Consider the following 21,095-nt stretch of genomic DNA (forward strand, 5'->3'; position numbering starts at 1 on the left):
CGAAGCGGAAGCGATCGAAGCAGGCCGACGCGTCAATCGCGACGACGCTAAACACCTTGGCGAAGGGCTTTCTTGCCCCTTAGGGTGGTTGGGTCCAGTTCGCTCATTGTTCAGAAGGCGATGGAAAACGAATTTCAAAAATATTTTTTTGATATCAAGAACTTACTGGCGGAAGGGGTGGGATTCGAACCCACGGTACCCTTGCGGGCACGCCGGTTTTCAAGACCGGTGCCTTAAACCACTCGGCCACCCTTCCAAGACTGGCTGTCAAGTCTGGGTGTCGCTTAACGTAGTCGGCCGCGCAAGGCAACGCGAAGTTAGGGCTGTCCGCATCGAGCCGGCCCACCAAATCCGACCTGTCAGGCGCGCGTCAGGCTGATCTTCTAGCCTGGCAACACTTGGGGAGAGTCAATAGCGCTTCCCCTCAGCCATCCCCGCCATTGGCGATGCCACCCAGGGCGTCGCTGGTCGCGAGGCCCGGTCGGATTCGCCTCCATGTCCGGGCCTCGTTTGGCTTGCCGCAAAGGAAAACGCGGCGCCCCCAAGGACGCCGCGCGAAGTCTGTTGCTGAGTTTGGTGTTGCCCGCCTCAGCTCAGTAGCCGCAGGAGGCGCAACCCATCTGCACCGGCGCGTAATAGGAATAACCCGGCGAGACCATCTCGACGCGCTGGCGCGTCGCGTATTGCGGCGGGATCTGCTCGTACTGAACACCGGGCGGCGCCACCATCACGGTCTGCGGGACCATCACGGTGCGATACTGCGCCGGCGTGCGATGCGCGACGACGGCGCCGGGTGACACCATCACGGTTTCGTCGACGGTGCGGTATTGCGGGGCGACGTATTGCTGCTGATAGCACGTCGTGCACGGCTGCGGCGGCGCGTAGCAATTATAGCAGCCGGCAGAAGCTGCGCTCGTCATCGCAATCGCGGCGACGACTGTTCCGAAAACAACAGCAAGAGTACGAGACATTATGGTGGTGCCCCAATTGCCCGAAATGGATGTGCGAAGGTGGCCGCACTATAAGCCGCAAAACGCATCTCTGCCGAAGTTCGTCGGGGCATCCTTAATGCGAACGGCCGGCTTTCGCCGACCGTTCAGAACTTGTTGACCATGCGCGAGCGCGAGAGTCACGCTCACGCCGATGCAGAACATGCTTACTTCGTGCGACGCTTGACCTCACGCACGGCGCCGCGCGCAGCGCTGGTGGTCAGCGCAGCGTAGGCCTGCAGCGCGGTCGAGACGCTGCGCTTGCGCGCCGCGGGCTGCCAGGCGGCATCGCCCTTCGCCTCCTCCGCCGCACGGCGGCTCGCGAGCTCCTCGTCGGAGATCTCGAGATTGATGCTGCGGTTCGGGATGTCGATGGCGATGCGATCGCCGGTGCGCACCAGAGCGATGTTGCCGCCTTCGGCCGCTTCCGGCGACAGATGGCCGATCGACAGACCCGAGGAGCCGCCGGAGAAGCGGCCGTCGGTGACGAGCGCGCAGGCTTTGCCGAGGCCCATCGATTTCAGATAGCTGGTCGGATACAGCATTTCCTGCATCCCGGGGCCGCCGCGCGGGCCTTCATAGATGATGACCACGACCTCGCCGGCGACGACCTTGCCGCCCAGGATGCCTTCGACGGCCGCGTCCTGGCTCTCGAACACACGTGCGGGGCCGGAGAATTTCAGGATCGAAGAATCGACACCTGCGGTCTTCACGATGCAGCCGTCCTGGGCGAGGTTGCCGTAGAGCACCGCGAGGCCGCCGTCCTTGCTGAAGGCGTGCTCGATGTTGCGGACGACGCCCTTCTCGCGATCGGCATCGAGCTCGTCGTAGCGGCGATCCTGGCTGAAGGCGACCTGTGTGGGGATGCCGCCGGGCGAGGCGCGATAGAAGGTGCGCACAGCCTCGCTCTTGGAGCGCTTGATGTCCCAGCGCTCCAGCGCCTCGTTCATGGTCGGCGCATGCACGGTCGACACTGACGTGTCGATCAGACCGGCACGGTCGAGCTCGCCGAGAATGCCCAAAATGCCGCCGGCGCGATGCACGTCCTCGACATGGACGTCGGCGACCGATGGTGCGACCTTGCAGAGCACGGGCACGCGGCGCGACAGGCGGTCGATGTCCTGCATGGTGAATTCGACCTGCCCTTCATGGGCGGCGGCAAGGAGATGCAGCACGGTATTGGTCGAGCCGCCCATCGCGATGTCGAGCGTCATCGCGTTCTCGAACGCCTTGAAGTTGGCGATGTTGCGCGGGAGCACGGAGGCATCGTCCTGCTCGTAATAGCGGCGGACGAGGTCGACGATGGTGTGTCCGGCCTCGACAAAGAGGCGCTTGCGGTCGGCATGGGTGGCGACAACCGTGCCGTTGCCGGGCAGCGCGAGGCCGAGCGCCTCGGTCAGGCAGTTCATGGAGTTGGCGGTGAACATGCCCGAGCAGGAGCCGCAGGTCGGGCAGGCCGAGCGCTCGATCACCTTGACGTCGTCGTCGCTGACCTTGGAATCGGCCGCAGCCACCATGGCGTCGATGAGATCGACCGCCTTGGTCTTGCCCTGGAGCTTGACCTTGCCGGCCTCCATCGGGCCGCCCGAGACGAACACGGCGGGGATGTTGAGGCGCAGCGCGGCCATCAGCATGCCGGGCGTGATCTTGTCGCAATTGGAGATGCAGACGAGGCCGTCGGCGCAATGGGCGTTGGCCATATACTCGACGCTGTCGGCGATCAGCTCGCGCGACGGCAGGCTATAGAGCATGCCGTCATGGCCCATGGCGATGCCGTCGTCGACCGCGATGGTGTTGAACTCCTTGGCGACGCCGCCGGCCTGCTCGATCTCGCGGGCAACCAGCTGGCCGAGGTCCTTCAGGTGGACGTGGCCGGGCACGAACTGGGTGAAGGAGTTGACGACCGCGATGATCGGCTTGCCGAAATCGCCGTCCTTCATGCCCGTCGCGCGCCAGAGGCCGCGGGCGCCTGCCATGTTGCGGCCGTGGGTGGTGGTGCGGGAGCGATAGGCTGGCATGGCGGTTTCCATCCTCGGGGTTGGGTGGCGCGGGCGGGAAATATGGAGCCGCCTCGCACCTTTCCGGCCGGATAGCGCACGGGGTGATCAGGCGCAACGGGAACTTGGATCGGACAGGGCTCCCCTGCTCCCGGCGCGGGCTTGGAGGCGAACGTCGCGAGCGCCGGGATGAACGAAGCCGTACACGGCTCAACCTCGGTTCGCGCCAACTGCAAGATGCGGATGCACATGATCAGCCAAGAGCACAACGGTATTCTCGTCCGTAGTGCTCCGGAATGGAATCCTATCGGGACCTCGCGTACATCACGCTCATCGATCGGCGGCCACTTCCAAGGGCATCATCCTCTGATCGCGCACTATGGGGTTGGGGGACCACATGGGGGCGGGGGATTGAAGGCTGGGGCAAGGTGACGAGGTCCGGACTCCTAGGCACTCCGGACCTCGGAGCTTTTTACTTAGAACGCAGTTTCGCGCCGCCGGCTTTATGAGCCGCGCGGCGCGAATTCGTTGTGACGGCGTCTTGTTGACAGCGTCTTGCCGGTCCCGCGCTCAGCGGGTTTGCGGCTCGATGGTCACCGTGCAATCGCCCTGCCCCTGCGTTGCGACCACGATATCGCCAGCGGCGGCGCCGAGCGGAATCGGGGCGGATGAGCCGCCGCCGGGCATCTGAACCGTCACGCTCAGTGAATCGGTCCGCGCAGTCGAGCCCACCGTTGACGGTTCGACTTCGGCCACGTTGCCCGAGGCATCACGCCGCATGATCCGGCAATTGACGCCGCTGCTTGCGTTGCTGCCGCCGGTCGCGGCCATGCTGGTTGATGCACTGCCGCTCATCTCCGCCCGGGCTCGCGACGGATCGCGAGGCACCTGGCTGACGATGCGATGCGTCCGCGGCTCCACGATGACGACGTCATCGTCCGTCGCGAAATACTCGTAGTCGCGATATTCCGGCTCGATCGAGACGATCTCGGCCGGCAGCCTGTACAGACGCACGTGCGGGGGAATTGTCTCGCCGGCGCGGATCGAAATGTTCAGGTTGCGCTCCGGCTCCGCCAGGCGCTCGCGGCTCAGTCGTTCGGAGATTTGCACCTGCTTCTCGGAGCTCACCCGGGTCTGCTGGCTGACTTGCGTGTTGGTCTGGGTGGTTTGATTGGCCTGATTGGTTTGCGTCCCGCTAGCGGGCGGTGCGCTCTGCGCGTTGTTGGTTGGCGGCGTCCGGCTCGTGTCGGTTGCGGTGGCCGGCCGATTGCCTTGTTGCGCAGGGCTCTGCTCCGCGGCGTTGCGCGGAGGTTGGGTCTGGTTACGCTCGCCCTGGTTGGCCGCGGCTCCCGTGCGCTCGTTCTGCTGAGCAGCGGGACCGCTCCTGGATTTCTCGGTCTCGGCCGTTGATTTCTGCGGCGCAGACTTGTCCGACTTGGTCTCGGCGCGGCTCTTGTCGGCGTCGTGGCCCGATTTCGCGCTTTCAGCCTCCCGGTTGCGATCCTTCGATGGCTCGCGGGATTCTTGCGCCTGCTCCCTGGCATTCGGCGCGTTGTGCTCGGCAGCGGTGGCCGGCTGACGCTTGTCCTCACTCGCCTCGTGCTTGGCAGCGCCGCCTTTCTCCTCGCGGGCGGCGCCTTGAAGCTTCTCCTGCCCACCCTGCACGCGTTCCTGGGTGCGTTCTTGGGCGCGTTCCTGGCCAGCGCCACCGCGCTGCGGCGCAGCGCTCTTGGCCGGTTCCTCGGTCCGTTTCTGCTCGTCCTTGCGCTCGGGCGCCTGAGCATAGGCAACGCCGGATGCGAGCATAAGTCCAATCGCCGCGGTCGATAACATCAAGTGCTTACGCATGGTCCCTCTCCTCAACAATTCGCAATGACAGACGCGAACGCTCTGTCGCCGCGAATGTTCCTGAAGCGGGAACGTCGCTTCCAGCCGCCGCCTGCGGCTAAGCCGATGCGTTCGGCACGTTGCGGTCGAGATCCTCGAGCCAGGCCGCAGCGCTCGAATCCGACGGTGCGCGCCAGTCACCGCGCGGCGACAGCGAGCCCCCGGCAGAGACCTTCGGTCCATTTGGCATCGCCGAGCGCTTGAACTGGCTGAAGGCGAAGAAGCGGCGCAGGAAGACCTCGAGCCAGCGTCGGATCTCCGGCAGATCGTAGGCTCTGCGCTTGTCGGCCGGGAACGCCGGGGGCCATTCGCCCGCGGCGACATCCTTCCACGCCTGGAGCGCCATGAAGGCGATCTTGGACGGCCGCATGCCGAAGCGTAGCGTGTAGAACAGGTTGAAATCCTGCAATTCGTAGGGCCCGACAGAAGCCTCTGTGCTTTGCGGCTTCTCACCCGGTTTCACTGGAACCAGCTCCGGCGAGATTTCGGCCGCGAGGATCGAGGCCAGCGTTGCATTCACGTCGGCGCTGAACTGCTTCGATGTAATCACCCAGCGGATCAGATGCTGGATCAGCGTCTTCGGCACGCCGGCGTTGACATTGTAATGCGCCATCTGGTCGCCGACGCCATAGGTGCACCAGCCGAGCGCGAGCTCGGAGAGATCGCCTGTGCCGATCACGATGCCGCCATGATGGTTGGCAAGGCGGAACAGATAGTCTGTGCGCAGACCCGCCTGCACGTTCTCGAAGGTGACGTCGTAGACCTTCTCGCCTTTGCCGAAGGGATGCCCGATATCCTTCAGCATCTGCGTCGCCGTGGTGCGGATGTCGAGTTCCTGCCAGGTGGTCTGCAACGCCTTCATCAGTGCCAGCGCGTTGGTCTTGCTCTCGCTGCCTGTCGCGAAGCCCGGCATGGTGTAAGCGAGGATATTCTCGCGCGGCAGGCCGAGCAGGTCGATGGCCTTGGCGGCGACGATCAGCGCATGGGTGGAATCGAGGCCGCCGGAGACGCCGATCACGACACGCTTGGTACCGGTGGCGCGCATGCGCTGCACAAGGCCCGCGACCTGGATGTTGTAGGCCTCGTAGCAATCCTGCTCGAGCAAATGCTCATCGTTCGGCACGAACGGGAAACGCTCGACCTTGCGCAGGAAGCCGATATCCGCAGACGGCGGCTTCAGGGCAAATGTCACTTTCCGGAATAGCGCCCCGCGCTGGCGGCGGTTGTCGTCGAACGTGCCCATCAAGGCACGCTCCTGCCTGAGCAGGTCGAGGTCGACGTCGGCCATCGTGATCTGGCCGTCTTGCCTGAAGCGCTCGCCCTCGGCCAGCAGCACGCCGTTCTCATAGATCGAGGTCTGGCCGTCCCAGGCCAGATCCGTGGTGGATTCCCCAGCGCCTGCAGCGGAATAAACATAGGCCGCAAGGCAGCGCGCCGAGGTCGACTGGCAGAGCAGCGCACGCGAGCGTGCCCGCCCGATCGTGATCGGGCTGCCGGAGAGGTTGATCAACACGCTGGCGCCGGCCAGGGCCAGCTCGGAGGCCGGCGTCACCGGAATCCACATGTCCTCGCAGATCTCGACGCCGATGGTCAGGCCCGGTACGTCGTCGGCCGTAAACAGCAGGTCAGTGCCGAATGGCGCCCGGAGCTTGCCGATGGCGATCGCCTCACCAGTGATGCCGGCGCCGGAGGCAAAATGGCGACCCTCGTAGAATTCGCGATAGGTCGGCAGATAGCTCTTGGGCACGACGCCGAGAATGCTGCCGCGGTGGATGACGACGGCGCAATTATAGATGCTGACGCCGAAGCGCAGCGGGGCGCCGACGACCAGCACGGTCATCAGGCCTGCAGAGGCCTCGACGATCGAGGCCAGCCCGCGCTCGACCGCATCGAGCAGCGGATCCTGTTGGACGAGGTCCTCGATGGCGTAGCCGGACAGGCACAGCTCGGAAAACACTGAAACCGCGACCGACTGCGCGTCGCACGTCTTCGCCGCCGCGATCACCGCCTCCGCGTTGGCCGCGGGATCGGCCACATGGGAGGTGGTGACGCAGGCTGCAACGCGCGCAAAGCCATGGGCGTAGATCGAGTGGAAGCTCATCGCGCAAAGGACCCTTAAATCTTGCCAGAAGCCAGCCTCGGCCGACGCTGGACTCTATGTAGCCCATCGACCTGGCCCCGTGCAGGCCATCGGCCATCATGCATAACGGATCTGCAAGCCACGCCTGATGTCAGGCGCTGCGCGCCAGCAGGCCGGCAAGGTCGTTGCGCAGCCATTCGGCGATCCGGGGCCAGGCATGGGCATGGGTCCGCGCCCCCATGAACAGGCCGAGATGGTCGCTCGGCTCGGAGCGTGCTGCAATGAAAGCCGGCGGCGTGCCGAGGAGCTTCGCTGTGGCAAATGCCTGCGCGACCGGTACGACATCGTCGTCAAGCCCGGCCAGAAGGAACACCGGTGCCCTGACATCCCTCAGGTCGATCGCGCGGCCGAGCGCCATGAACTGGCCTGATGCGATCCGGTTCTCGCGAAAGATCCAATTCACGATCTGAAGATAATAGACGCCGGGCAAGTTGAGCGTTTCGCTGTTCCAGCGATCGAAGCGCGCCAGCAGGGCCGTCCCCTCCTCGTCCGAGAGGTCTCGCTGCAACGCCGCTGCGACGTCATCGGGGCCGGGCGCCTTCGACCAGACATGGAGCATCTCCTCGCCACTGACATTACCGCCACCGCGGGCGACGAGCTGATCGTAGACCATCTCGGGTGCATTGCGGGCAAGCTGCGCCAGTCTGGACTCGACCGAGAGGTCGACCGGCGCACCAACCAGCACCAGCCGCCGCACCTTGGCCGGGAAACGCGCCGCGTAGAGCAGCGACAGCCAGCCGCCCTGGCACAGGCCGACCAGATCGACCGGCGCGCCGATCTCGTCGACGGCGACGTTGAGATCGGACAGATAGCTATCGATCGAGAGGTGGCGCATCTCAGGCGTGGCCGAGCGCCAGTCGGTGAGATAGACCCGATCGATACCGCCCTGTTGCAGCGACTGCACCACGCTGTGACCGGATGCGAAATCGGCAATCAGGGCCCGATGCAGCGCATAGGGCGCACACACCAGCGCCGGCTGGCCGGATCGCGTCCGCGCGCAATCGCGCAGCCGCATGGTGGCAAGCTCCAGCGCCACGGTGCCTGATGTGGTCCAGGGCAGCTCGCTCTCGCTCTGCTCGGCCGGACGGCGCTCCAGCCACCAGAAGCAGGCATCCATCGCGAGCTTTGCCGCCGCAAACGGCCACACCATGGGATCATTGGGGCCACGCCCCGCCTCGCCGGGCCGCTCGCTGCTCTTCTCCGCCGCCATTACCTGATGATCCTCACAGGAACGCCTCCAAGCTGATGGTGGAAATGCCGAGCTCCTTAAAGCTGCGATGGGTCGCCGCGACCGAGCCGTCGAGGTCGATACCGCGGCAAGCGTCCTCAATCACTGCAACTTCGAAGCCAGCCTTGCGGGCATCCTCCGCGGAAAAGCGGACGCAAAAATCGAGCGCGAGGCCAGCCACGAAGACGGTCTTCAGCTCGCGCTCGCGCAAATAGCCAAGGAGGCCGGTCGGCGTCTTCTTGTCGTTCTCAAACAGCGCCGAATAGGAATCGATCCCGCGGCGAAAGCCCTTGCGCACCACCAGGCTTGCCCGCGTCAGGTCCAGATCCCGATGAAATTCGGCGCCAGCCGTGCCTTGGACGCAATGGGTCGGCCACAGCACCTGGGTGCCATAATCGAGCTCGATGGTCTGAAACGGCTGCTTGCCCGGATGGTTCGCCGCAAAGGAGATGTGGTTGCCCGGATGCCAGTCCTGCGTCAGCACCACATTGGCGAATTTTTGGGCGATCCGGTTGATGGCGGGCACGACCTTCTCACCGTCGGGAACGGCAAGCGCCCCTCCGGTGCAAAAATCGTTCTGCACATCGATCACCAGCAGCACGTCGCGGTCGGATATCTTCATCGAGAGGGTCCCAATCGCAAGTCTAATGCCATCCGCCCGGCGCATCGGGCGCCGGCCGCTCTCGCCAATGTCGACCTTCCCGGGCGGCTTCGCAACCACCGCCTTGAATGCAACGCTTTGCGGACGACCGTGTTGACTAGCTGTACCTGACCGCGGAATCTCTGTTATCCGCCGTCATACGGATCGGAGCAACGAAGCAGAGGAGATGGGTTCCTGTGGCCAAAGGCCACGGCAGCCAAAAGGCCATGAGTATCGGCAAGACAGGAAACATTCTTCTCGCCGATATCGGCGGCACCAATGCGCGCTTCGCACTGAGCAATGGCGAGCAGATCGGACCGATCGACTACGTGAAGGTCGCCGACCATCCAACGGTCCGCGAGGCCATCACCGACGTGCTGCGGCGGGCCGACAGCGAAAAGCCTGTCAGGGCCGTCCTCGCCGTCGCCGGCCCCGTCACCAATAACCGCTGCGTCATGACCAACAGTCCCTGGGTGATCGACGGCAACGAGCTCCAGCCGGCGCTCGGCTTCGACAGCGTCCATGTGCTCAACGATTTCGAGGTGGTGGCCTGGTCCCTGCCCGCCTTGCAGCCAGCCGACCTGATTCCGCTCGGCGGGCAGGACGGCATGCTTGGAGAGCCACTGCTGGTGGTCGGGCCCGGGACCGGTTTTGGTGTCTCCTGCCTGGTCGAGCGCCACGGCTCCCGGCTCGCTGTCGTCACCGAGGCTGGGCATGCCACCTTGCCGGCGGAGAACGAGCGCGAAGAACGGGTGATCGCCGCGATGCGCCGGCGCTTCGGCCATGTCTCGATCGAGCGCGGCGCCCTGTCCGGTTCTGGGCTGCAATCCCTCTACGAGGCGATAGCCGAGGTCGACGAAGCCCAGGTGCCGCAACGCGACGCGGCTGGCATCACCAAGGCCGCGCTGGACGGTTCTTGCGAGCTCAGCCGCGCGACGCTGGAGATGTTTTGCGCCATCCTCGGCTCCGTCGCCGGCAATCTCGCGGTGACCTTCGGCTCCAGGGGCGGCGTCTACATTGCCGGTGGAATCGTGCCGCGCTTTCCGGGATTCCTTTCGGCTTCAGCGTTCCGCGCGCGTTTCGAGGCCAAGGGGCGCTTCCAGGATTACTTGCGCAACATCCCGACGCGCCTCGTCATGAAGCCTGATGCAAGCTTCGTCGGCCTGAAGATGTTCGCCGACCACAATCTCGATTGAGGGCGGCCGCCTCGCATCGGCGCTCTCCAGCGCTTCACAGCAGACCGCAGCCAATTCGCGGTTCCACGCTGATCGTGCTTGCCCTCAGGCGTCCGATGGGAAACAATCCTGGCGTGTGTGGCGTAACGTACCGGGGGCGTAACATGCGTAAGCAGGATGTTGGATTCGACTATCACCGCTATCACCGGCTGCTGACCGAGGCAGACGATGAAACCAAGCGGATGGCGCTGATCGAGCTGTTGATCGAGGAAAAAGCGCGGGACCGCCTGGCTGCACAGCGCGCCTCGGATCGCGCGGCGATGACGGCCCACACCATCGCGACGGTGCTGCGGGGCGGCCGCAACTAGGGCTTGCAAGGCCTGCTGCCGGCGGCGAGGAGTCCGCGATCGATTGCGATTCCGTTAAGGATCCCTGCCAATCCTGTATCAAACTTTCTGCTCTAGAAGTTCCCTCGCCTGATGCAATTCAGGATCAAACAGAGGGGGAATGACCATGAGCATGATTTCGCTCGCCGAAATGCCGGCTGCCATCCAGACCCGGTCGAACGATTATTCTTTTAAAGCGATTGCCATCTTCTGCTGCCTGGGCCTCATTGCCTCATTCAGCCTGATGGCCCAGGGCGTCGACCTCAGCGCCGGCCTGATGTGAATCCCTGACGGATCGTCCGTCGCGACATGGCCGCCCCTTCCGGGCGGCCATTTTCGTGCACGATGCCTGCACCGTCGACAGAGTCAGTGCGGGACTTTGGCAGGCATGTCCGGAAACAGCGAGTCGATGATGCTCTTGAGCTGATCGAGCGCAATCGGCTTGCGGAGAATGGGTCGGCGCCGGAGCAAGGACGGCAGCAATTCCGGCCCGTAGCCGGTGGCAAACAGAAACGGCTTGCCGCGCCGCTCGATCAGATCGGCGACCGGATCGACATAAACTCCCATCAGATTGATGTCGAGGATCGCGAAATCGTACTGCGCGGTCATCGCAAAGGCGCTCGCATCGCGGACATTGTCTGCTTCTGCGACGACATGGTGGCCAAGCTCTTCCACCATGTCAGCCATCATCATCCGGATCAACGCCTCGTCTTCGACCAGGAAAACGGAGAGTCCGTCCGCCATATCAACCCCGCAAGCCTCGCTGCAAAGCTAAGCATACCCGATTTGCGAAAAGGATACACGAATTCGTGGCCTTCTATTTCCACGAACGCATGCAATCCGATTCAGGCTCGATCAATCCAGTCTGGTCAATCCAGCCCGCGCTCATGGCTGAGGCGAACCATCTCCTGGATGAACACCTGCTTCTGCTTGTCATCGAGGCTCGAATACAGCGGCTCGGCCGCATCGGCGACATTGCGCTGGTCGGCAGCGCGGTCGATCAGGAACTGCGCCTCGTTGCGCATCTGCTCGATGATGTCGTCGGGCGGATCGCGCTTGGCCCGCTCCATCCGCAGGTTGAGTCGCTCCGCGCCATTATGCCCGAGATAATGCATGGCACTGGAGAAGCCGAACCAGTGCTTCTCCTGATCGGGCGTGAGATTCAGCTCGGTCTTGATCCGCTCGATATAGGAATCGCTGTTGGCGACGATCTGTTCGGCGGTCAGTTGCGGCGCGCCGGGCTGGGTCAGGACCGTGACGTCCTTATTGTCCTTGCTGTCCTGGGGGGCGTTCTTGGCTTCCTTGGTCGGCTTGGCCCCCTTGGCGCCTTTTGCCGCCTCCTTGGCGCCTTTGGCATCCTTGTCCTTGGCAGCGCCCGGCTGCTTGGCGTCCTTGCCTGAGTCCTTGCTGGCGTCCTTGGCGGCCGGCGCCTGGCCGCTGTTGTTGTTCCCGACGCCGAGCACGCCGGTGAAGACGCCGACCACGCCGCCGATGGCGCCGCCGAGGACGCCTCCGACAGGACCGGCCGCCTTGTTACCGGCTGCGGCGCCGTCCTGGACGCCCTTGACCAAACCTTGTGCATTCGCGACTGCGGTCGCGCCGACGAGGAGTGTCAGCACGGACCCGAGCGCAAGCCATCGTCGCAGGCCAAGCCGCACAGGCGGCGCCGGGTTGATCATTTGGGTCTCCATCTCGGTCTGCTTGCCTTCTTAAGGAAACGGCAGGCGCCCTGCCGGTTGCAACTCTACAGTTTTCGCCGAGCCGAGGTCTAGCTAAGGACCATCACTGTCCCGTTGGAAAGACCTTCGGCGGCGATGCAAGCTCATTTGGAACTGCGGCGTAATTGCGCACGGAGCAATTGGCGGCTTCGCCCGACGTGTGCGTCGCAATAAGGGCTGCCGCGGCTCACGCTGCGACGCAGCCGCTGTCGCGTCCCATACACAACGTTAGTTCTAGAGAGCGATGCATCAGGCTTTCTCGACAGATGCGATCAATCATGATCTGATCGCGCTACCAATTTGCCGCGTCCCCTGCGTGACTTAGCGCTGGAGACGACGAGGCCAACAAGAAACGTCCAACAATAAAATCAAAGAACAAACTTGGGAAATTCAGAGGAAACGACAGAACAATAAACAACACCAAGACGAGGAAACGAGATGTCACGCAAAAAGCTGACACGACGTCAATTTGTAGCTGCCACTGCAATGTCCTCCGCGGCGCTGATCACGGCGCCGTATGTCCGGGGCGCTTACGCTGCCGGTAAACTTTCGATCGGCTTCTGGGACCATTGGGTGCCCGGCGCCAACCAGGCCTCGACCGATCTGGTCAACGAATGGGCCGCGAAGGAAAAGGTCGAGGTTTCGATCGACTACATCACCAGCAACAACAAGAAGATTGAGCTGACCGCGGCGGCCGAAGCACAGGCCAAATCGGGTCACGACATTCTTCAGATGCCGAGCTGGTGGCCGCACGCCTATTCCGAGAATCTCGAACCGCTCAACGACGTGGTGGAGCCGCTCATCAAGCAGAACGGCGAGGTGAACGGCACGGTCAAATATCTTGCACAGTCGGGCGGCAAATGGCTCGCGGTGCCGGCGACGCCCGGCAGTCAGATCAAGGGCCCCTGCACCCGCATCGACCTGATGAAGAAGTTTGCCAACATCGACGTCCAGGAAATGTATCCGGCCGGCAGCCCGCCCAAGGCGGACAACTGGACCATGGATACGTTCCTGAAGGCCGCGGAGGCCTGCCAGAAGGGCGGCTTCCCGTTCGGCATCGGCCTCGGCGAAACCACCGACAGTGTCGATACCGCCGGCGCGATCTTCCAGTCGTTCGGCGCCGAACTCGTCAACGCCAAGGGCGATATCACGATCAAGACAGACCAGGTTCGCCAGGCCATGGAGTATTACAAGAAGCTGATCGCGTTCCTGCCCCCTGACGCGCCGTCCTGGGACGACGCATCGAACAACAAATGGCTGATCTCCGGACGCGGCGCGCTGATCATGAATCCGCCCAGCGCCTGGGCGGTTGCCAAGCGCGACGCGCCCCAGGTTGCCGAGCAGTGCTGGACTCACGGCTTCCCGGCGGGCCCGAAGGGACGTTTTGCGCCCTTCCTGCCTTACTTCTGGGGCGTCTGGAGCTTTGGCAAGAACAAGGAAGCGGCCAAGAGCCTGCTCGTTCACCTGTCCTCGCCCGCAGCGATCGAGAAATTCGTCTCGGTGAGTGGTGGTTACGACCTGCCGGCCTATGCGAACCTGACGAAGCTCAAGACCTGGGCCGAGGAAGGTCCGCCGAAGGGGACGCTCTTTCACTATCCGGACCCCTACCGGCAACAGACGCTCTCGATCGCGGCCTCACCGGCGCCGCCGAAAATCGCGCAGCAGATCTACTTCCAGGCGACGTTGACCAAGATGGCGTTGCGCTTTGCCCGCGGCGAAACGCTGGAGCAATCGCTCGCCTGGGCGGAGGGCGAGTGCGAAGGCTTCATGCGGAGCTAGAGGGCCAATGCAGATAGCTTGCGCGACCCTGCGCAAGCTATCTGTGCCGCCGACATTGCCGCGCGCATGAGAGCGAAGCCGATCCCATGACCGGCTTCGCCGTTCGACCGTTTATTTACAAGGAATCTGATTCAGGGAATCTGATATGGCCGATGTCGTCGTTGAGCAAGGTCGCATCGCTCGTGCGACGGGTGCGCGGAAAGGATCGAGCCTGCGCAATACGCTCGGGCGCAAATCGACGGTTGCGTTCCTCCTGACGCTGCCGCTGATCCTCCTGATCGCGCTGCTCGTGCTCTATCCCGCCTTCTTTTCGCTCTATCTGGCGACGCTGAACAAGGCGATGACGAAGTTCGTGGGCCTCGGCAACTTCACCTTCCTGTTCAAGCGCGAAACGTTTTGGATGGTGGTGAAGCAGTCCTGCATCTTCGCGATCACCGCCGTGATCTTCAAGGCACTGATCGGCTTCATCGTCGCCCATTTCGTCCACAACATTCCCGGCAAGAAGCAGCGCAAATGGCGCGGCATGCTGCTGGTGCCCTGGGTTATTCCGCCGGCGATGAGCACGCTGGCCTGGCTCTGGCTGTTCGACCCCTCTTACAGCGCCTTCAATTACACCCTCTCCTTCTTTGGCGTCGGCCCGATCCCCTGGCTTGGCGAGACTTTCTGGGCCCGCTTCTCCGTCATCCTCGTCAACGTCTGGTACGGCGCGCCGTTCTTCCTGATCATGTATCTGGCCGCGCTCAAATCGGTTCCCGACCAACTCTATGAGGCGGCGGCGATCGACGGCGCCAATTGGTGGCAGAAGATCTGGTACGTCACGCTGCCGATGATGCGCAACATCATCGCCATCACCACGCTGTTCTCGCTGATCGTCACCTTCGCCAATTTCGATATCGTGCGCATCCTGACCTCGGGCGGACCGCTGGACACGACGCATTTGTTCGCCACCTGGGCATTCCAGGTCGGCATCCAGAGCAGCGACATTCCGCTCGGCGCCTGCGTCTCGCTGTTCATGGTGCCGATCCTCGCGGTCGCGGCGATCTTCATCCTGCGCGACGTCTCCAAACGCGGGAATGAAGCCTGATGAGCACGATGGCAATCGACAAAGCCGGACCGAGCCGCAAGGTCAAATACGGCAGCATGAGCCGGGATCGCGCCTGGGCGCTGCGCTGGTCCTATTTCTTCCTGGTGCTGTTTGCGATCTTCTTCCTGACGCCGCCCTTTTACATGGTGATCACCTCGCTCAAGAGCAGCGCGGAGATCTCGGCGGCGACCAATCCGTGGTGGGTGTTTCATCCCACCCTGTCGAACTATGTCGAGCTGCTGACCTCGAACCAGTTTTTGCGCTTTTTCTGGAACTCGTCGATCATCTCGATCGTGGTCGTGATCGTGACCATGCTGATCAGCATCCCCGCCGCGTTTGCGCTGGCACGAATGAAGTTCTGGGGTTCGGCAACGCTGGCTACCGGCGTCTTCCTCACCTATCTGATCCCGGACAGCCTGTTGTTCATTCCGCTGTTCAAGATGCTCGGAGTCATCCAGGACCTGACCGGCATTACGCTGCTGAATCGCTGGTATGTGCTGGTATTCATCTATCCGACGCTGACCGTGCCGTTCTGTACCTGGATCATGATCGGCTATTTCGCCTCGATTCCGAAAGAACTGGATGAGGCCGCGATCATCGACGGCGCGTCCTGGCTCCAGACCCTGCTGCGGATCTTCATTCCGGTGGCACTGCCCGGGCTGATCGCGGCGACGATCTTCGCCTTCACGGTGTCCTGGGCCCAGTTCCTTTACCCGCTTGTATTCACGACGTCGATCGACCAGCTGGTGCTGCCGGTCGGCATCACCACGACGCTGATCAAGGGCGACGTGTTCAACTGGGGGCAGATCATGACCGGCGCGCTGCTCGGCGCGGCGCCGCCGCTGATCATCTACGCCTTCCTGATGGACTACTACATTGCCGGCCTGACCGCCGGCGCGACGAAGGGTTGAAATCGAGGGGTTGAAGTGCAATGGCCGACGTTTCCCTGCGTAAGGTGATCAAGCGTTACGACGATGTCGAAGCGGTACGCGGCATCGATCTTGATATCGCCGACCACGAGTTCATCGTGCTGGTCGGGCCGTCGGGTTGCGGCAAGTCGACGACGCTGCGCATGATCGCCGGCCTCGAGGACATCAGCGACGGCGACATCATGATCGGCGGCGACGTCGTCAACGACGTGCCGCCGAAGGATCGCGACATCGCCATGGTGTTCCAGAACTACGCGCTCTACCCGCACATGACGGTCGCCGAGAACATGTCGTTCGGGCTGCGGCTGAAGCACTATCCCAAGGCCGAGATCAAGGCGCGGGTGACGGAAGCCGCCCGCTTGCTCGACATCACCGACTTGATCGACCGCAAGCCGAAGCAGCTCTCGGGCGGCCAGCGCCAGCGCGTCGCCATGGGCCGTGCCATCGTGCGCAACCCAAAGGTCTTCCTGTTCGACGAGCCGTTGTCCAATCTGGACGCCAAGCTCCGCGTTCAGATGCGGATCGAGATCAAGAAGGTGCACCAGAAGGTGCGCACCACGACGGTCTACGTCACCCACGACCAGGTCGAGGCGATGACGCTGGCCGACCGCGTCGTGGTGATGAACAAGGGGCGGATCGAGCAGATCGGTACGCCGAACGAGCTCTACCACAAGCCGGCGACGCGCTTTGTCGCAGGCTTCATCGGCTCACCCGCGATGAACTTCATTCCGTGCCGTCTGGAGGATGCCGGCGGCACGCTCCGGATCCGCCTCACCGACCGCATTGCCTTCGCGCTGCCGCCGGCCCGCGCCGCGCGCTACAACGCTTTGCCGCGCAGCGACAGACTGCTGCTCGGCATCCGGCCCGAGCATCTTGCGGAGTCGCATCCGCATCTGGAGCCGGGCGTGGAGACCTTCGACACCGTGCTCGACGTCACCGAACCGATGGGGATGGAGACGCTGGTCTATTTCGGCCTTGACGGCACGCCGGTGTGCGGCCGCGTCAATCCCAATGCCGGCGCCAAGGACGGGGCTCCCATGCGTTTGGCGATGGACCTCAACAATATGCACCTGCTAAACGAGGAGACCGGCGTCGTGCTGTGATGCCGGTCTAGGAAGCTCGAAGCAGGCGGGGAGCGATGGCGACCAATAAGAAGAAGATTTTTGTTACACAAACCTTGTCGCAAGGGGCACGCGCTCTCCTCACCCAGCGGGACGATATCGAGCTCGTCGAGTTTGCGAACCTGATCTCCGCCAAGGATTTCGAGGCCCTGCTCAAGAGTCACGCGCCGGTCCACGGCGTGGCGCTTGGCGCCACCGCCTTTGGCGAGACCGAGCTCGAGGCCGCCCGCGACATGAAAGTCGTGACCCGCATCGGCGTCGGCTACGACGCTGTCGATGTGCCCGCGCTCTCCCGCCGCAAGGTGCCGCTGATGGTCGCGGGCAGCGCCAACTCGCCTTCGGTTGCGGAAGCGGCGCTGTTCATGATGCTGACGCTGGCCAAGCGCGCCAATGAGATGCATGCCTGCGTCAAGGACGGCAAATGGGCCGAGCGGCTCAGCATGCTGCCGTTCGATCTCTACGGCAAGACCGTGCTCATCATTGGCTTCGGCCGCATCGGCAGCCGCACCGCAAAGCGCTGTTTGGCCTTCGAGATGAAGGTACAGGTCTACGATCCCTATAAGCCCGCCGCCGATATCAAAGCGGCCGGATGCGAGCCGGTCACCGACCTCGACGCCGCGCTGCCCAGCGCCGACTTCGTCACCATCCACTGCCCGAAGACGCCGGAGACCGTCGGCCTGTTCGACACCGCGCGGATCGGCCGGATGAAGCCGAGATCCTATCTGATCAACACTGCGCGCGGCGGCATCGTCAAGGAGGCCGCACTCTACGACGCGCTGGTGTCCGGCAAGCTCGCCGGCGCGGGTATCGACGTGTTCGAGGTCGAGCCGCCACCGGTCAGCAATGCGCTGTTCGCGCTGCCCAACGTCATCATGGCTCCGCACGTCGCCGGCGTGACCGTCGAGGCGGTCCAGCGCATGAGCGAACAGACCGCGCGCAACATCCTGAGTGTGCTGGACGGCGACCCGATCAGGCAGAACGTCATCAATCAGGACGTGCTCGGCTGAGGCAAGTCCGAAGGCGGTCGACCTGTCCGACCGCCTTCGGAAGGCCAAAATGCGTCCCATTTTGGTGCAGATCGGGCCCCAACTCAGCCTTAATCGAACCCGCGTAATGTATCCGGCCGCGGCGGCAGTGGGACAGACTTGCCGGTCGCGTGGCGCTGGAGGATGGACCCTTGTCAGAGATCGACCCGACCGACCAAGCGCTGGCGACCATCGCCAGCATTTTCGAGCACCCCGAACAGACCCTTGTTGTCCGTGAAACCGAGATCATTCGCGAGACCGAGATAGTCGCCGTCGGTGAGCACTCGGCTGTTGAGGCACATCACGTCGTCGACGAGCATGACGAGCATCCGGTGGTCGAGGAGCAGCCGCTGGTGCCCGATCACACCGACGCCGACGGCTACAGCAAGGTCGGTCCCGGGCCGATGGTGGCGATCCGCCTCAAATGGACGGTCCATCGCGGTGACGACGGCCAATATTACGTGCACGAGACCATCGGCGAGCAATCCGCTCCCGTGGTCAGCGGCCCGATGACCAGCGAGGCCGCCGTGCATTTCGTCGACGAACACGAGAGCGAGGCGCATCGGCGCTTCGAACTCCTGCGCAGCGAGATTTCCGGGCGCAGCTCGCTTGCCGATTACGAGCGCAAGGGCGAGGCGTAAGGCTATTTGCGCCGATCTCTCCGTACACCTCTCCCCGCTGGGGAGAGGTGTACGCGAACTCTACTTCCTTCCCAGAAAATCCTTCTTCACCAGCTCGACGCCCGCGTGCCGCAACAGGTCGTAGGCAGTCGTGACATGAAAGAAGAATTGCGGGACGCTGTTGGTGAGCAGCAGCGTCCGCCCGGTAAAGGGCAGTTCGGTCCCGTTCTTCAGCTTGAAGAAGACCCTCAGCTCCGCCGCCGCATCGATGTCGGCGCGCGGCAGGCTGTCAATGAACTCGATTGAGGTTGCGATCCGCGCCTGAAGCCCGGCCATGTCGTGCTCCAGCGGCGGCAGCGCGACCGGCTCGCACTGCGCCAGCAAGGCCGGCGCGACGGTGGCATGGCGGCAGGCTTCACCAACCTGCTGCGCCAGGTCGTACATGTTCGGCGCAAGGCGCATGCCGAGCAGCACAGCCGGATCGAACTTGCGGGCCTCGGCATAGGCAACGCCCTTGTCGAGCAGCACGGACAGGTTGCGCAGATAGGGCACGAAGAGGCCGACCGAGGCCTCGTACATCGAGATCGTCACGCCGGGATTCCCTTCAATTCCGTCTCGCCAGAAACTGGCATCTGGTCTAAATCCACGTCCACGAGCTGCACAATGACAGCTTGGGCATGGGTGGGAAAGAGATGACTGTTCGAATATCGCTTCGAATCCTGGCGGCTTTGGCCGTGATGTTGCTGGCAAACCTTTCGGCACATGCGCAGCAAGCATCGGCCTCACGGCTCGACGAGATCATCAAGCGCGGCACGTTGCGCGTCGGCATGACCGGCGACTACAAGCCCTTCACCTATCTGGACAAGGCGACGCAGCAGTTCTCCGGCTTCGACGTCGACATGGCGGAGGCTTTGGGCAAGGCGCTCGGCGTCAAGGTCGAGTTCGTGCCGACAGCCTGGCCGAAGCTGATGAAGGATTTCGAGGCCGACCAGTTCGACATCGCGATGGGCGGCGTCTCCGTCACGCTCGATCGCCAGAAGAAGGGCTACTTCTCGATCCCGATCATGCGCGAGGGCAAGACGCCGATCGCGCGCTGCGCCGACGTCGGCAAATACCAGTCCATTGCCGACATCGACAAGAAAGGCACCCGAATCATCGTCAATCCCGGCGGGACCAATGAGCGTTTCGCGCGCGCCAACATCAAGGACGCCGATATCACGGTCTTCCCTGACAACACCGAGATCTTCCATGAGATCGCCAAGGGCAACGCAGACCTGATGATGACGGACGCCTCCGAGACCCGCTACCAGCAGAAGCAGAACTCAGGCGTGCTCTGCGCGGTGCATCCGGATAAGCCGTTCGACTTCTCGGAGAAGGCCTACTGGCTGCAGCGCGACATGGCGCTGAAAGCCTTCGTCGACCAGTGGCTGCACATCTCCATGGAGGACGGCAGCTACAGGAAGATCTACGCGGCCTGGTTCGACTAGCATGCGGCTGACGATCGCGTGGGCGACCGCACTCGCGCTGGCGGGAGCCGGCAGCGCATTCGGGCAGACGCCCTTCACGCCCACGACGGGCCCCGCCTGCAAGGACCAATCCAAGGAAGGGTTCGGTCTGTGGACCTGCCCGGGACCGGCCGGCTACATCGTGCGCTTCGCCGACGAGGGCAACATCGTCTCGCTCACGATTGCGCCGAGGCGTGCGATCGAGAAGGTGCAGGGACCGACGGCGCAATGGCGCGGCGCCGGCAAGTCTTTTGGCGACAAGATGCAGTGGATCATGCGCGCCGGCGTTCCCAAGGCCGCGGTGATCCGGACCTGGAGCCGGGTCGGTGACGACGAGCGTGAAGTCCAGGAGCTCTCGGTGTTCGCGATCAACGGCGACAAGGCCTGCCTGTTCGGCGCAGTCGAGATCCACGCCGACAAGGCCAACGCGGTGGCCCTCGCCCGTGCCGAGCAGGCCGCCGATTCGCGCTGCCCGGAAAAGTAGCTGGGCCACCCGTCCAACTCTCGACCGGGTTCGGCGTTATTGAACCCGGGACCCCCGGCAGACGACTCACACGGAGACAGTGATCTAGATCACTTTTTGCAGGTGAACCGGGGCGTAAGCGTCGGTGCGGGGACCAGCTTTTCGGGAGATGGAAAATGAGGAAGCTGTTGGCCACGGCCGCATTCCTTTTGGCGAGCACCGCAGCGCAGGCGCAGTACACGTTCGAGTATGGCGGGCGCACGATCCGCATCGATCCGGACCGCGGCACGGTGCAGATCCCCGGCGTGTATGACAACACCGGCCAGGGCAAGGCCAAGAAAGCCAAGAAGAACGATACCAAGCAGGACCTGCAGGCGCCGCAGCAGGCCAAGGTCGATCCGCAAGCGCC

Annotated in this window: 20 protein-coding genes, 1 tRNA gene and 1 pseudogene; 12 read left to right on the plus strand and 10 right to left on the minus strand. The window is 63.4% G+C overall.

Annotated features, from left to right (window positions below):
• Window positions 1-166: 166 nt before the first annotated feature.
• The 7 genes from XH98_RS13350 to pncA all read right to left on the minus strand — a co-directional run bounded on the left by XH98_RS13350 (window position 167) and on the right by pncA (window position 8,863).
• Window positions 167-256: transfer RNA gene (locus XH98_RS13350), tRNA-Ser, on the minus strand.
• 337 nt (window positions 257-593) lie between these two features.
• Window positions 594-920: a hypothetical protein gene (locus XH98_RS13355; protein WP_057755178.1), complete on the minus strand. Its 327-nt coding sequence runs from the start codon at window positions 918-920 to the stop codon at window positions 594-596.
• A 236-nt stretch (window positions 921-1,156) separates the two neighbouring features.
• The gene (ilvD, locus tag XH98_RS13360) at window positions 1,157-3,007 is read right to left on the minus strand and encodes a dihydroxy-acid dehydratase (protein WP_057756681.1); all 1,851 of its coding nucleotides are present in this window, start codon (window positions 3,005-3,007) and stop codon (window positions 1,157-1,159) included.
• Window positions 3,008-3,556: 549 nt separating this feature from the next.
• Entirely contained in the window at window positions 3,557-4,834 is a 1,278-nt protein-coding gene (locus XH98_RS13365) for a DUF1236 domain-containing protein (RefSeq protein WP_271618865.1), read from the minus strand.
• A 97-nt stretch (window positions 4,835-4,931) separates the two neighbouring features.
• Entirely contained in the window at window positions 4,932-6,974 is a 2,043-nt protein-coding gene (locus tag XH98_RS13370; protein ID WP_271618866.1) for an NAD(+) synthase, read from the minus strand.
• A gap of 130 nt (window positions 6,975-7,104) precedes the next feature.
• A complete protein-coding gene (locus tag XH98_RS13375; protein ID WP_271618867.1) occupies window positions 7,105-8,223 on the minus strand; it encodes an alpha/beta fold hydrolase in 1,119 nt (372 codons plus the stop codon).
• Between the two features lie 13 nt (window positions 8,224-8,236).
• Window positions 8,237-8,863, minus strand: coding sequence for a bifunctional nicotinamidase/pyrazinamidase (gene pncA / locus XH98_RS13380; RefSeq protein WP_271601282.1), 627 nt, complete (start codon window positions 8,861-8,863; stop codon window positions 8,237-8,239).
• 245 nt (window positions 8,864-9,108) lie between these two features.
• Here pncA and glk point away from each other — a divergent pair, with 245 nt between their 5' ends.
• From glk to XH98_RS13395, 3 genes are all read left to right on the plus strand, one after another.
• Complete coding sequence (gene glk, locus XH98_RS13385; RefSeq protein WP_271601326.1) at window positions 9,109-10,077, plus strand: glucokinase; 969 nt, start codon at window positions 9,109-9,111, stop codon at window positions 10,075-10,077.
• 143 nt (window positions 10,078-10,220) lie between these two features.
• Complete coding sequence (locus XH98_RS13390) at window positions 10,221-10,424, plus strand: hypothetical protein (RefSeq protein ID WP_057755196.1); 204 nt, start codon at window positions 10,221-10,223, stop codon at window positions 10,422-10,424.
• 145 nt (window positions 10,425-10,569) lie between these two features.
• Window positions 10,570-10,725, plus strand: coding sequence for a hypothetical protein (locus XH98_RS13395; protein ID WP_271601281.1), 156 nt, complete (start codon window positions 10,570-10,572; stop codon window positions 10,723-10,725).
• An 83-nt stretch (window positions 10,726-10,808) separates the two neighbouring features.
• Here XH98_RS13395 and XH98_RS13400 read toward each other — a convergent pair whose 3' ends face one another.
• Together XH98_RS13400 and XH98_RS13405 are read right to left on the minus strand one after the other, a co-directional pair.
• Window positions 10,809-11,186: a response regulator gene (locus XH98_RS13400; protein WP_237862328.1), complete on the minus strand. Its 378-nt coding sequence runs from the start codon at window positions 11,184-11,186 to the stop codon at window positions 10,809-10,811.
• A 125-nt stretch (window positions 11,187-11,311) separates the two neighbouring features.
• The gene (locus tag XH98_RS13405) at window positions 11,312-12,121 is read right to left on the minus strand and encodes a Spy/CpxP family protein refolding chaperone (RefSeq protein WP_271601280.1); all 810 of its coding nucleotides are present in this window, start codon (window positions 12,119-12,121) and stop codon (window positions 11,312-11,314) included.
• 477 nt (window positions 12,122-12,598) lie between these two features.
• On the opposite strand from XH98_RS13405, the gene XH98_RS13410 reads away from it, so the two are divergent.
• From XH98_RS13410 to XH98_RS13435, 6 genes are all read left to right on the plus strand, one after another.
• Entirely contained in the window at window positions 12,599-13,939 is a 1,341-nt protein-coding gene (locus XH98_RS13410; RefSeq protein WP_271601279.1) for an ABC transporter substrate-binding protein, read from the plus strand.
• Between the two features lie 145 nt (window positions 13,940-14,084).
• On the plus strand, window positions 14,085-15,023 hold the full coding sequence (locus tag XH98_RS13415) for a carbohydrate ABC transporter permease (protein ID WP_271601278.1): 939 nt from the start codon (window positions 14,085-14,087) through the stop codon (window positions 15,021-15,023).
• Complete coding sequence (locus XH98_RS13420) at window positions 15,023-15,934, plus strand: carbohydrate ABC transporter permease (protein ID WP_271601277.1); 912 nt, start codon at window positions 15,023-15,025, stop codon at window positions 15,932-15,934. The genes XH98_RS13415 and XH98_RS13420 overlap by 1 nt, the downstream gene beginning before the upstream one ends.
• 20 nt (window positions 15,935-15,954) lie before the next feature.
• Window positions 15,955-17,055 carry an ABC transporter ATP-binding protein gene (locus XH98_RS13425; RefSeq protein ID WP_271618868.1) on the plus strand — a complete coding sequence of 367 codons (1,101 nt, stop codon included), beginning with the start codon at window positions 15,955-15,957 and terminating at the stop codon, window positions 17,053-17,055.
• Window positions 17,056-17,090: 35 nt separating this feature from the next.
• Complete coding sequence (locus XH98_RS13430; protein ID WP_271618869.1) at window positions 17,091-18,080, plus strand: hydroxyacid dehydrogenase; 990 nt, start codon at window positions 17,091-17,093, stop codon at window positions 18,078-18,080.
• A gap of 170 nt (window positions 18,081-18,250) precedes the next feature.
• Window positions 18,251-18,739 (plus strand): hypothetical protein, encoded by a 489-nt coding sequence (locus XH98_RS13435; protein WP_271618870.1) that lies wholly within the window; start codon window positions 18,251-18,253, stop codon window positions 18,737-18,739.
• A gap of 60 nt (window positions 18,740-18,799) precedes the next feature.
• Here XH98_RS13435 and XH98_RS13440 read toward each other — a convergent pair whose 3' ends face one another.
• The gene (locus XH98_RS13440; RefSeq protein ID WP_271618873.1) at window positions 18,800-19,297 is read right to left on the minus strand and encodes a DUF1993 domain-containing protein; all 498 of its coding nucleotides are present in this window, start codon (window positions 19,295-19,297) and stop codon (window positions 18,800-18,802) included.
• 113 nt (window positions 19,298-19,410) lie between these two features.
• Here XH98_RS13440 and XH98_RS13445 point away from each other — a divergent pair, with 113 nt between their 5' ends.
• From XH98_RS13445 to XH98_RS13455, 3 genes and pseudogenes are all read left to right on the plus strand, one after another.
• Complete coding sequence (locus tag XH98_RS13445) at window positions 19,411-20,205, plus strand: transporter substrate-binding domain-containing protein (protein WP_271618871.1); 795 nt, start codon at window positions 19,411-19,413, stop codon at window positions 20,203-20,205.
• A 1-nt stretch (window position 20,206) separates the two neighbouring features.
• Window positions 20,207-20,707 (plus strand): hypothetical protein, encoded by a 501-nt coding sequence (locus XH98_RS13450; RefSeq protein ID WP_271618872.1) that lies wholly within the window; start codon window positions 20,207-20,209, stop codon window positions 20,705-20,707.
• Between the two features lie 155 nt (window positions 20,708-20,862).
• Window positions 20,863-21,095 (plus strand): annotated as a pseudogene (locus XH98_RS13455) (DUF2147 domain-containing protein); the annotation flags it as partial.

The sequence above is a fragment of the Bradyrhizobium sp. CCBAU 51745 genome, from assembly GCF_028128715.1.
GTDB classification, from domain to species: domain Bacteria; phylum Pseudomonadota; class Alphaproteobacteria; order Rhizobiales; family Xanthobacteraceae; genus Bradyrhizobium; species Bradyrhizobium manausense.

Bases quoted from the DNA above. Each gene is read 5' to 3' on its own strand.
- XH98_RS13355 (WP_057755178.1), bottom strand. From the start codon at position 920: ATGACGAGCGCAGCTTCTGCCGGCTGCTATAATTGCTACGCGCCGCCG.
- ilvD (WP_057756681.1), bottom strand. From the start codon at position 3,007: ATGCCAGCCTATCGCTCCCGCACCACCACCCACGGCCGCAACATGGCA.
- XH98_RS13365 (WP_271618865.1), bottom strand. From the start codon at position 4,834: ATGCGTAAGCACTTGATGTTATCGACCGCGGCGATTGGACTTATGCTC.
- XH98_RS13370 (WP_271618866.1), bottom strand. From the start codon at position 6,974: ATGAGCTTCCACTCGATCTACGCCCATGGCTTTGCGCGCGTTGCAGCC.
- XH98_RS13375 (WP_271618867.1), bottom strand. From the start codon at position 8,223: ATGGCGGCGGAGAAGAGCAGCGAGCGGCCCGGCGAGGCGGGGCGTGGC.
- pncA (WP_271601282.1), bottom strand. From the start codon at position 8,863: ATGAAGATATCCGACCGCGACGTGCTGCTGGTGATCGATGTGCAGAAC.
- glk (WP_271601326.1), top strand. From the start codon at position 9,109: ATGAGTATCGGCAAGACAGGAAACATTCTTCTCGCCGATATCGGCGGC.
- XH98_RS13390 (WP_057755196.1), top strand. From the start codon at position 10,221: ATGCGTAAGCAGGATGTTGGATTCGACTATCACCGCTATCACCGGCTG.
- XH98_RS13395 (WP_271601281.1), top strand. From the start codon at position 10,570: ATGAGCATGATTTCGCTCGCCGAAATGCCGGCTGCCATCCAGACCCGG.
- XH98_RS13400 (WP_237862328.1), bottom strand. From the start codon at position 11,186: ATGGCGGACGGACTCTCCGTTTTCCTGGTCGAAGACGAGGCGTTGATC.
- XH98_RS13405 (WP_271601280.1), bottom strand. From the start codon at position 12,121: ATGATCAACCCGGCGCCGCCTGTGCGGCTTGGCCTGCGACGATGGCTT.
- XH98_RS13410 (WP_271601279.1), top strand. From the start codon at position 12,599: ATGTCACGCAAAAAGCTGACACGACGTCAATTTGTAGCTGCCACTGCA.
- XH98_RS13415 (WP_271601278.1), top strand. From the start codon at position 14,085: ATGGCCGATGTCGTCGTTGAGCAAGGTCGCATCGCTCGTGCGACGGGT.
- XH98_RS13420 (WP_271601277.1), top strand. From the start codon at position 15,023: ATGAGCACGATGGCAATCGACAAAGCCGGACCGAGCCGCAAGGTCAAA.
- XH98_RS13425 (WP_271618868.1), top strand. From the start codon at position 15,955: ATGGCCGACGTTTCCCTGCGTAAGGTGATCAAGCGTTACGACGATGTC.
- XH98_RS13430 (WP_271618869.1), top strand. From the start codon at position 17,091: ATGGCGACCAATAAGAAGAAGATTTTTGTTACACAAACCTTGTCGCAA.
- XH98_RS13440 (WP_271618873.1), bottom strand. From the start codon at position 19,297: ATGTACGAGGCCTCGGTCGGCCTCTTCGTGCCCTATCTGCGCAACCTG.
- XH98_RS13445 (WP_271618871.1), top strand. From the start codon at position 19,411: ATGACTGTTCGAATATCGCTTCGAATCCTGGCGGCTTTGGCCGTGATG.
- XH98_RS13450 (WP_271618872.1), top strand. From the start codon at position 20,207: ATGCGGCTGACGATCGCGTGGGCGACCGCACTCGCGCTGGCGGGAGCC.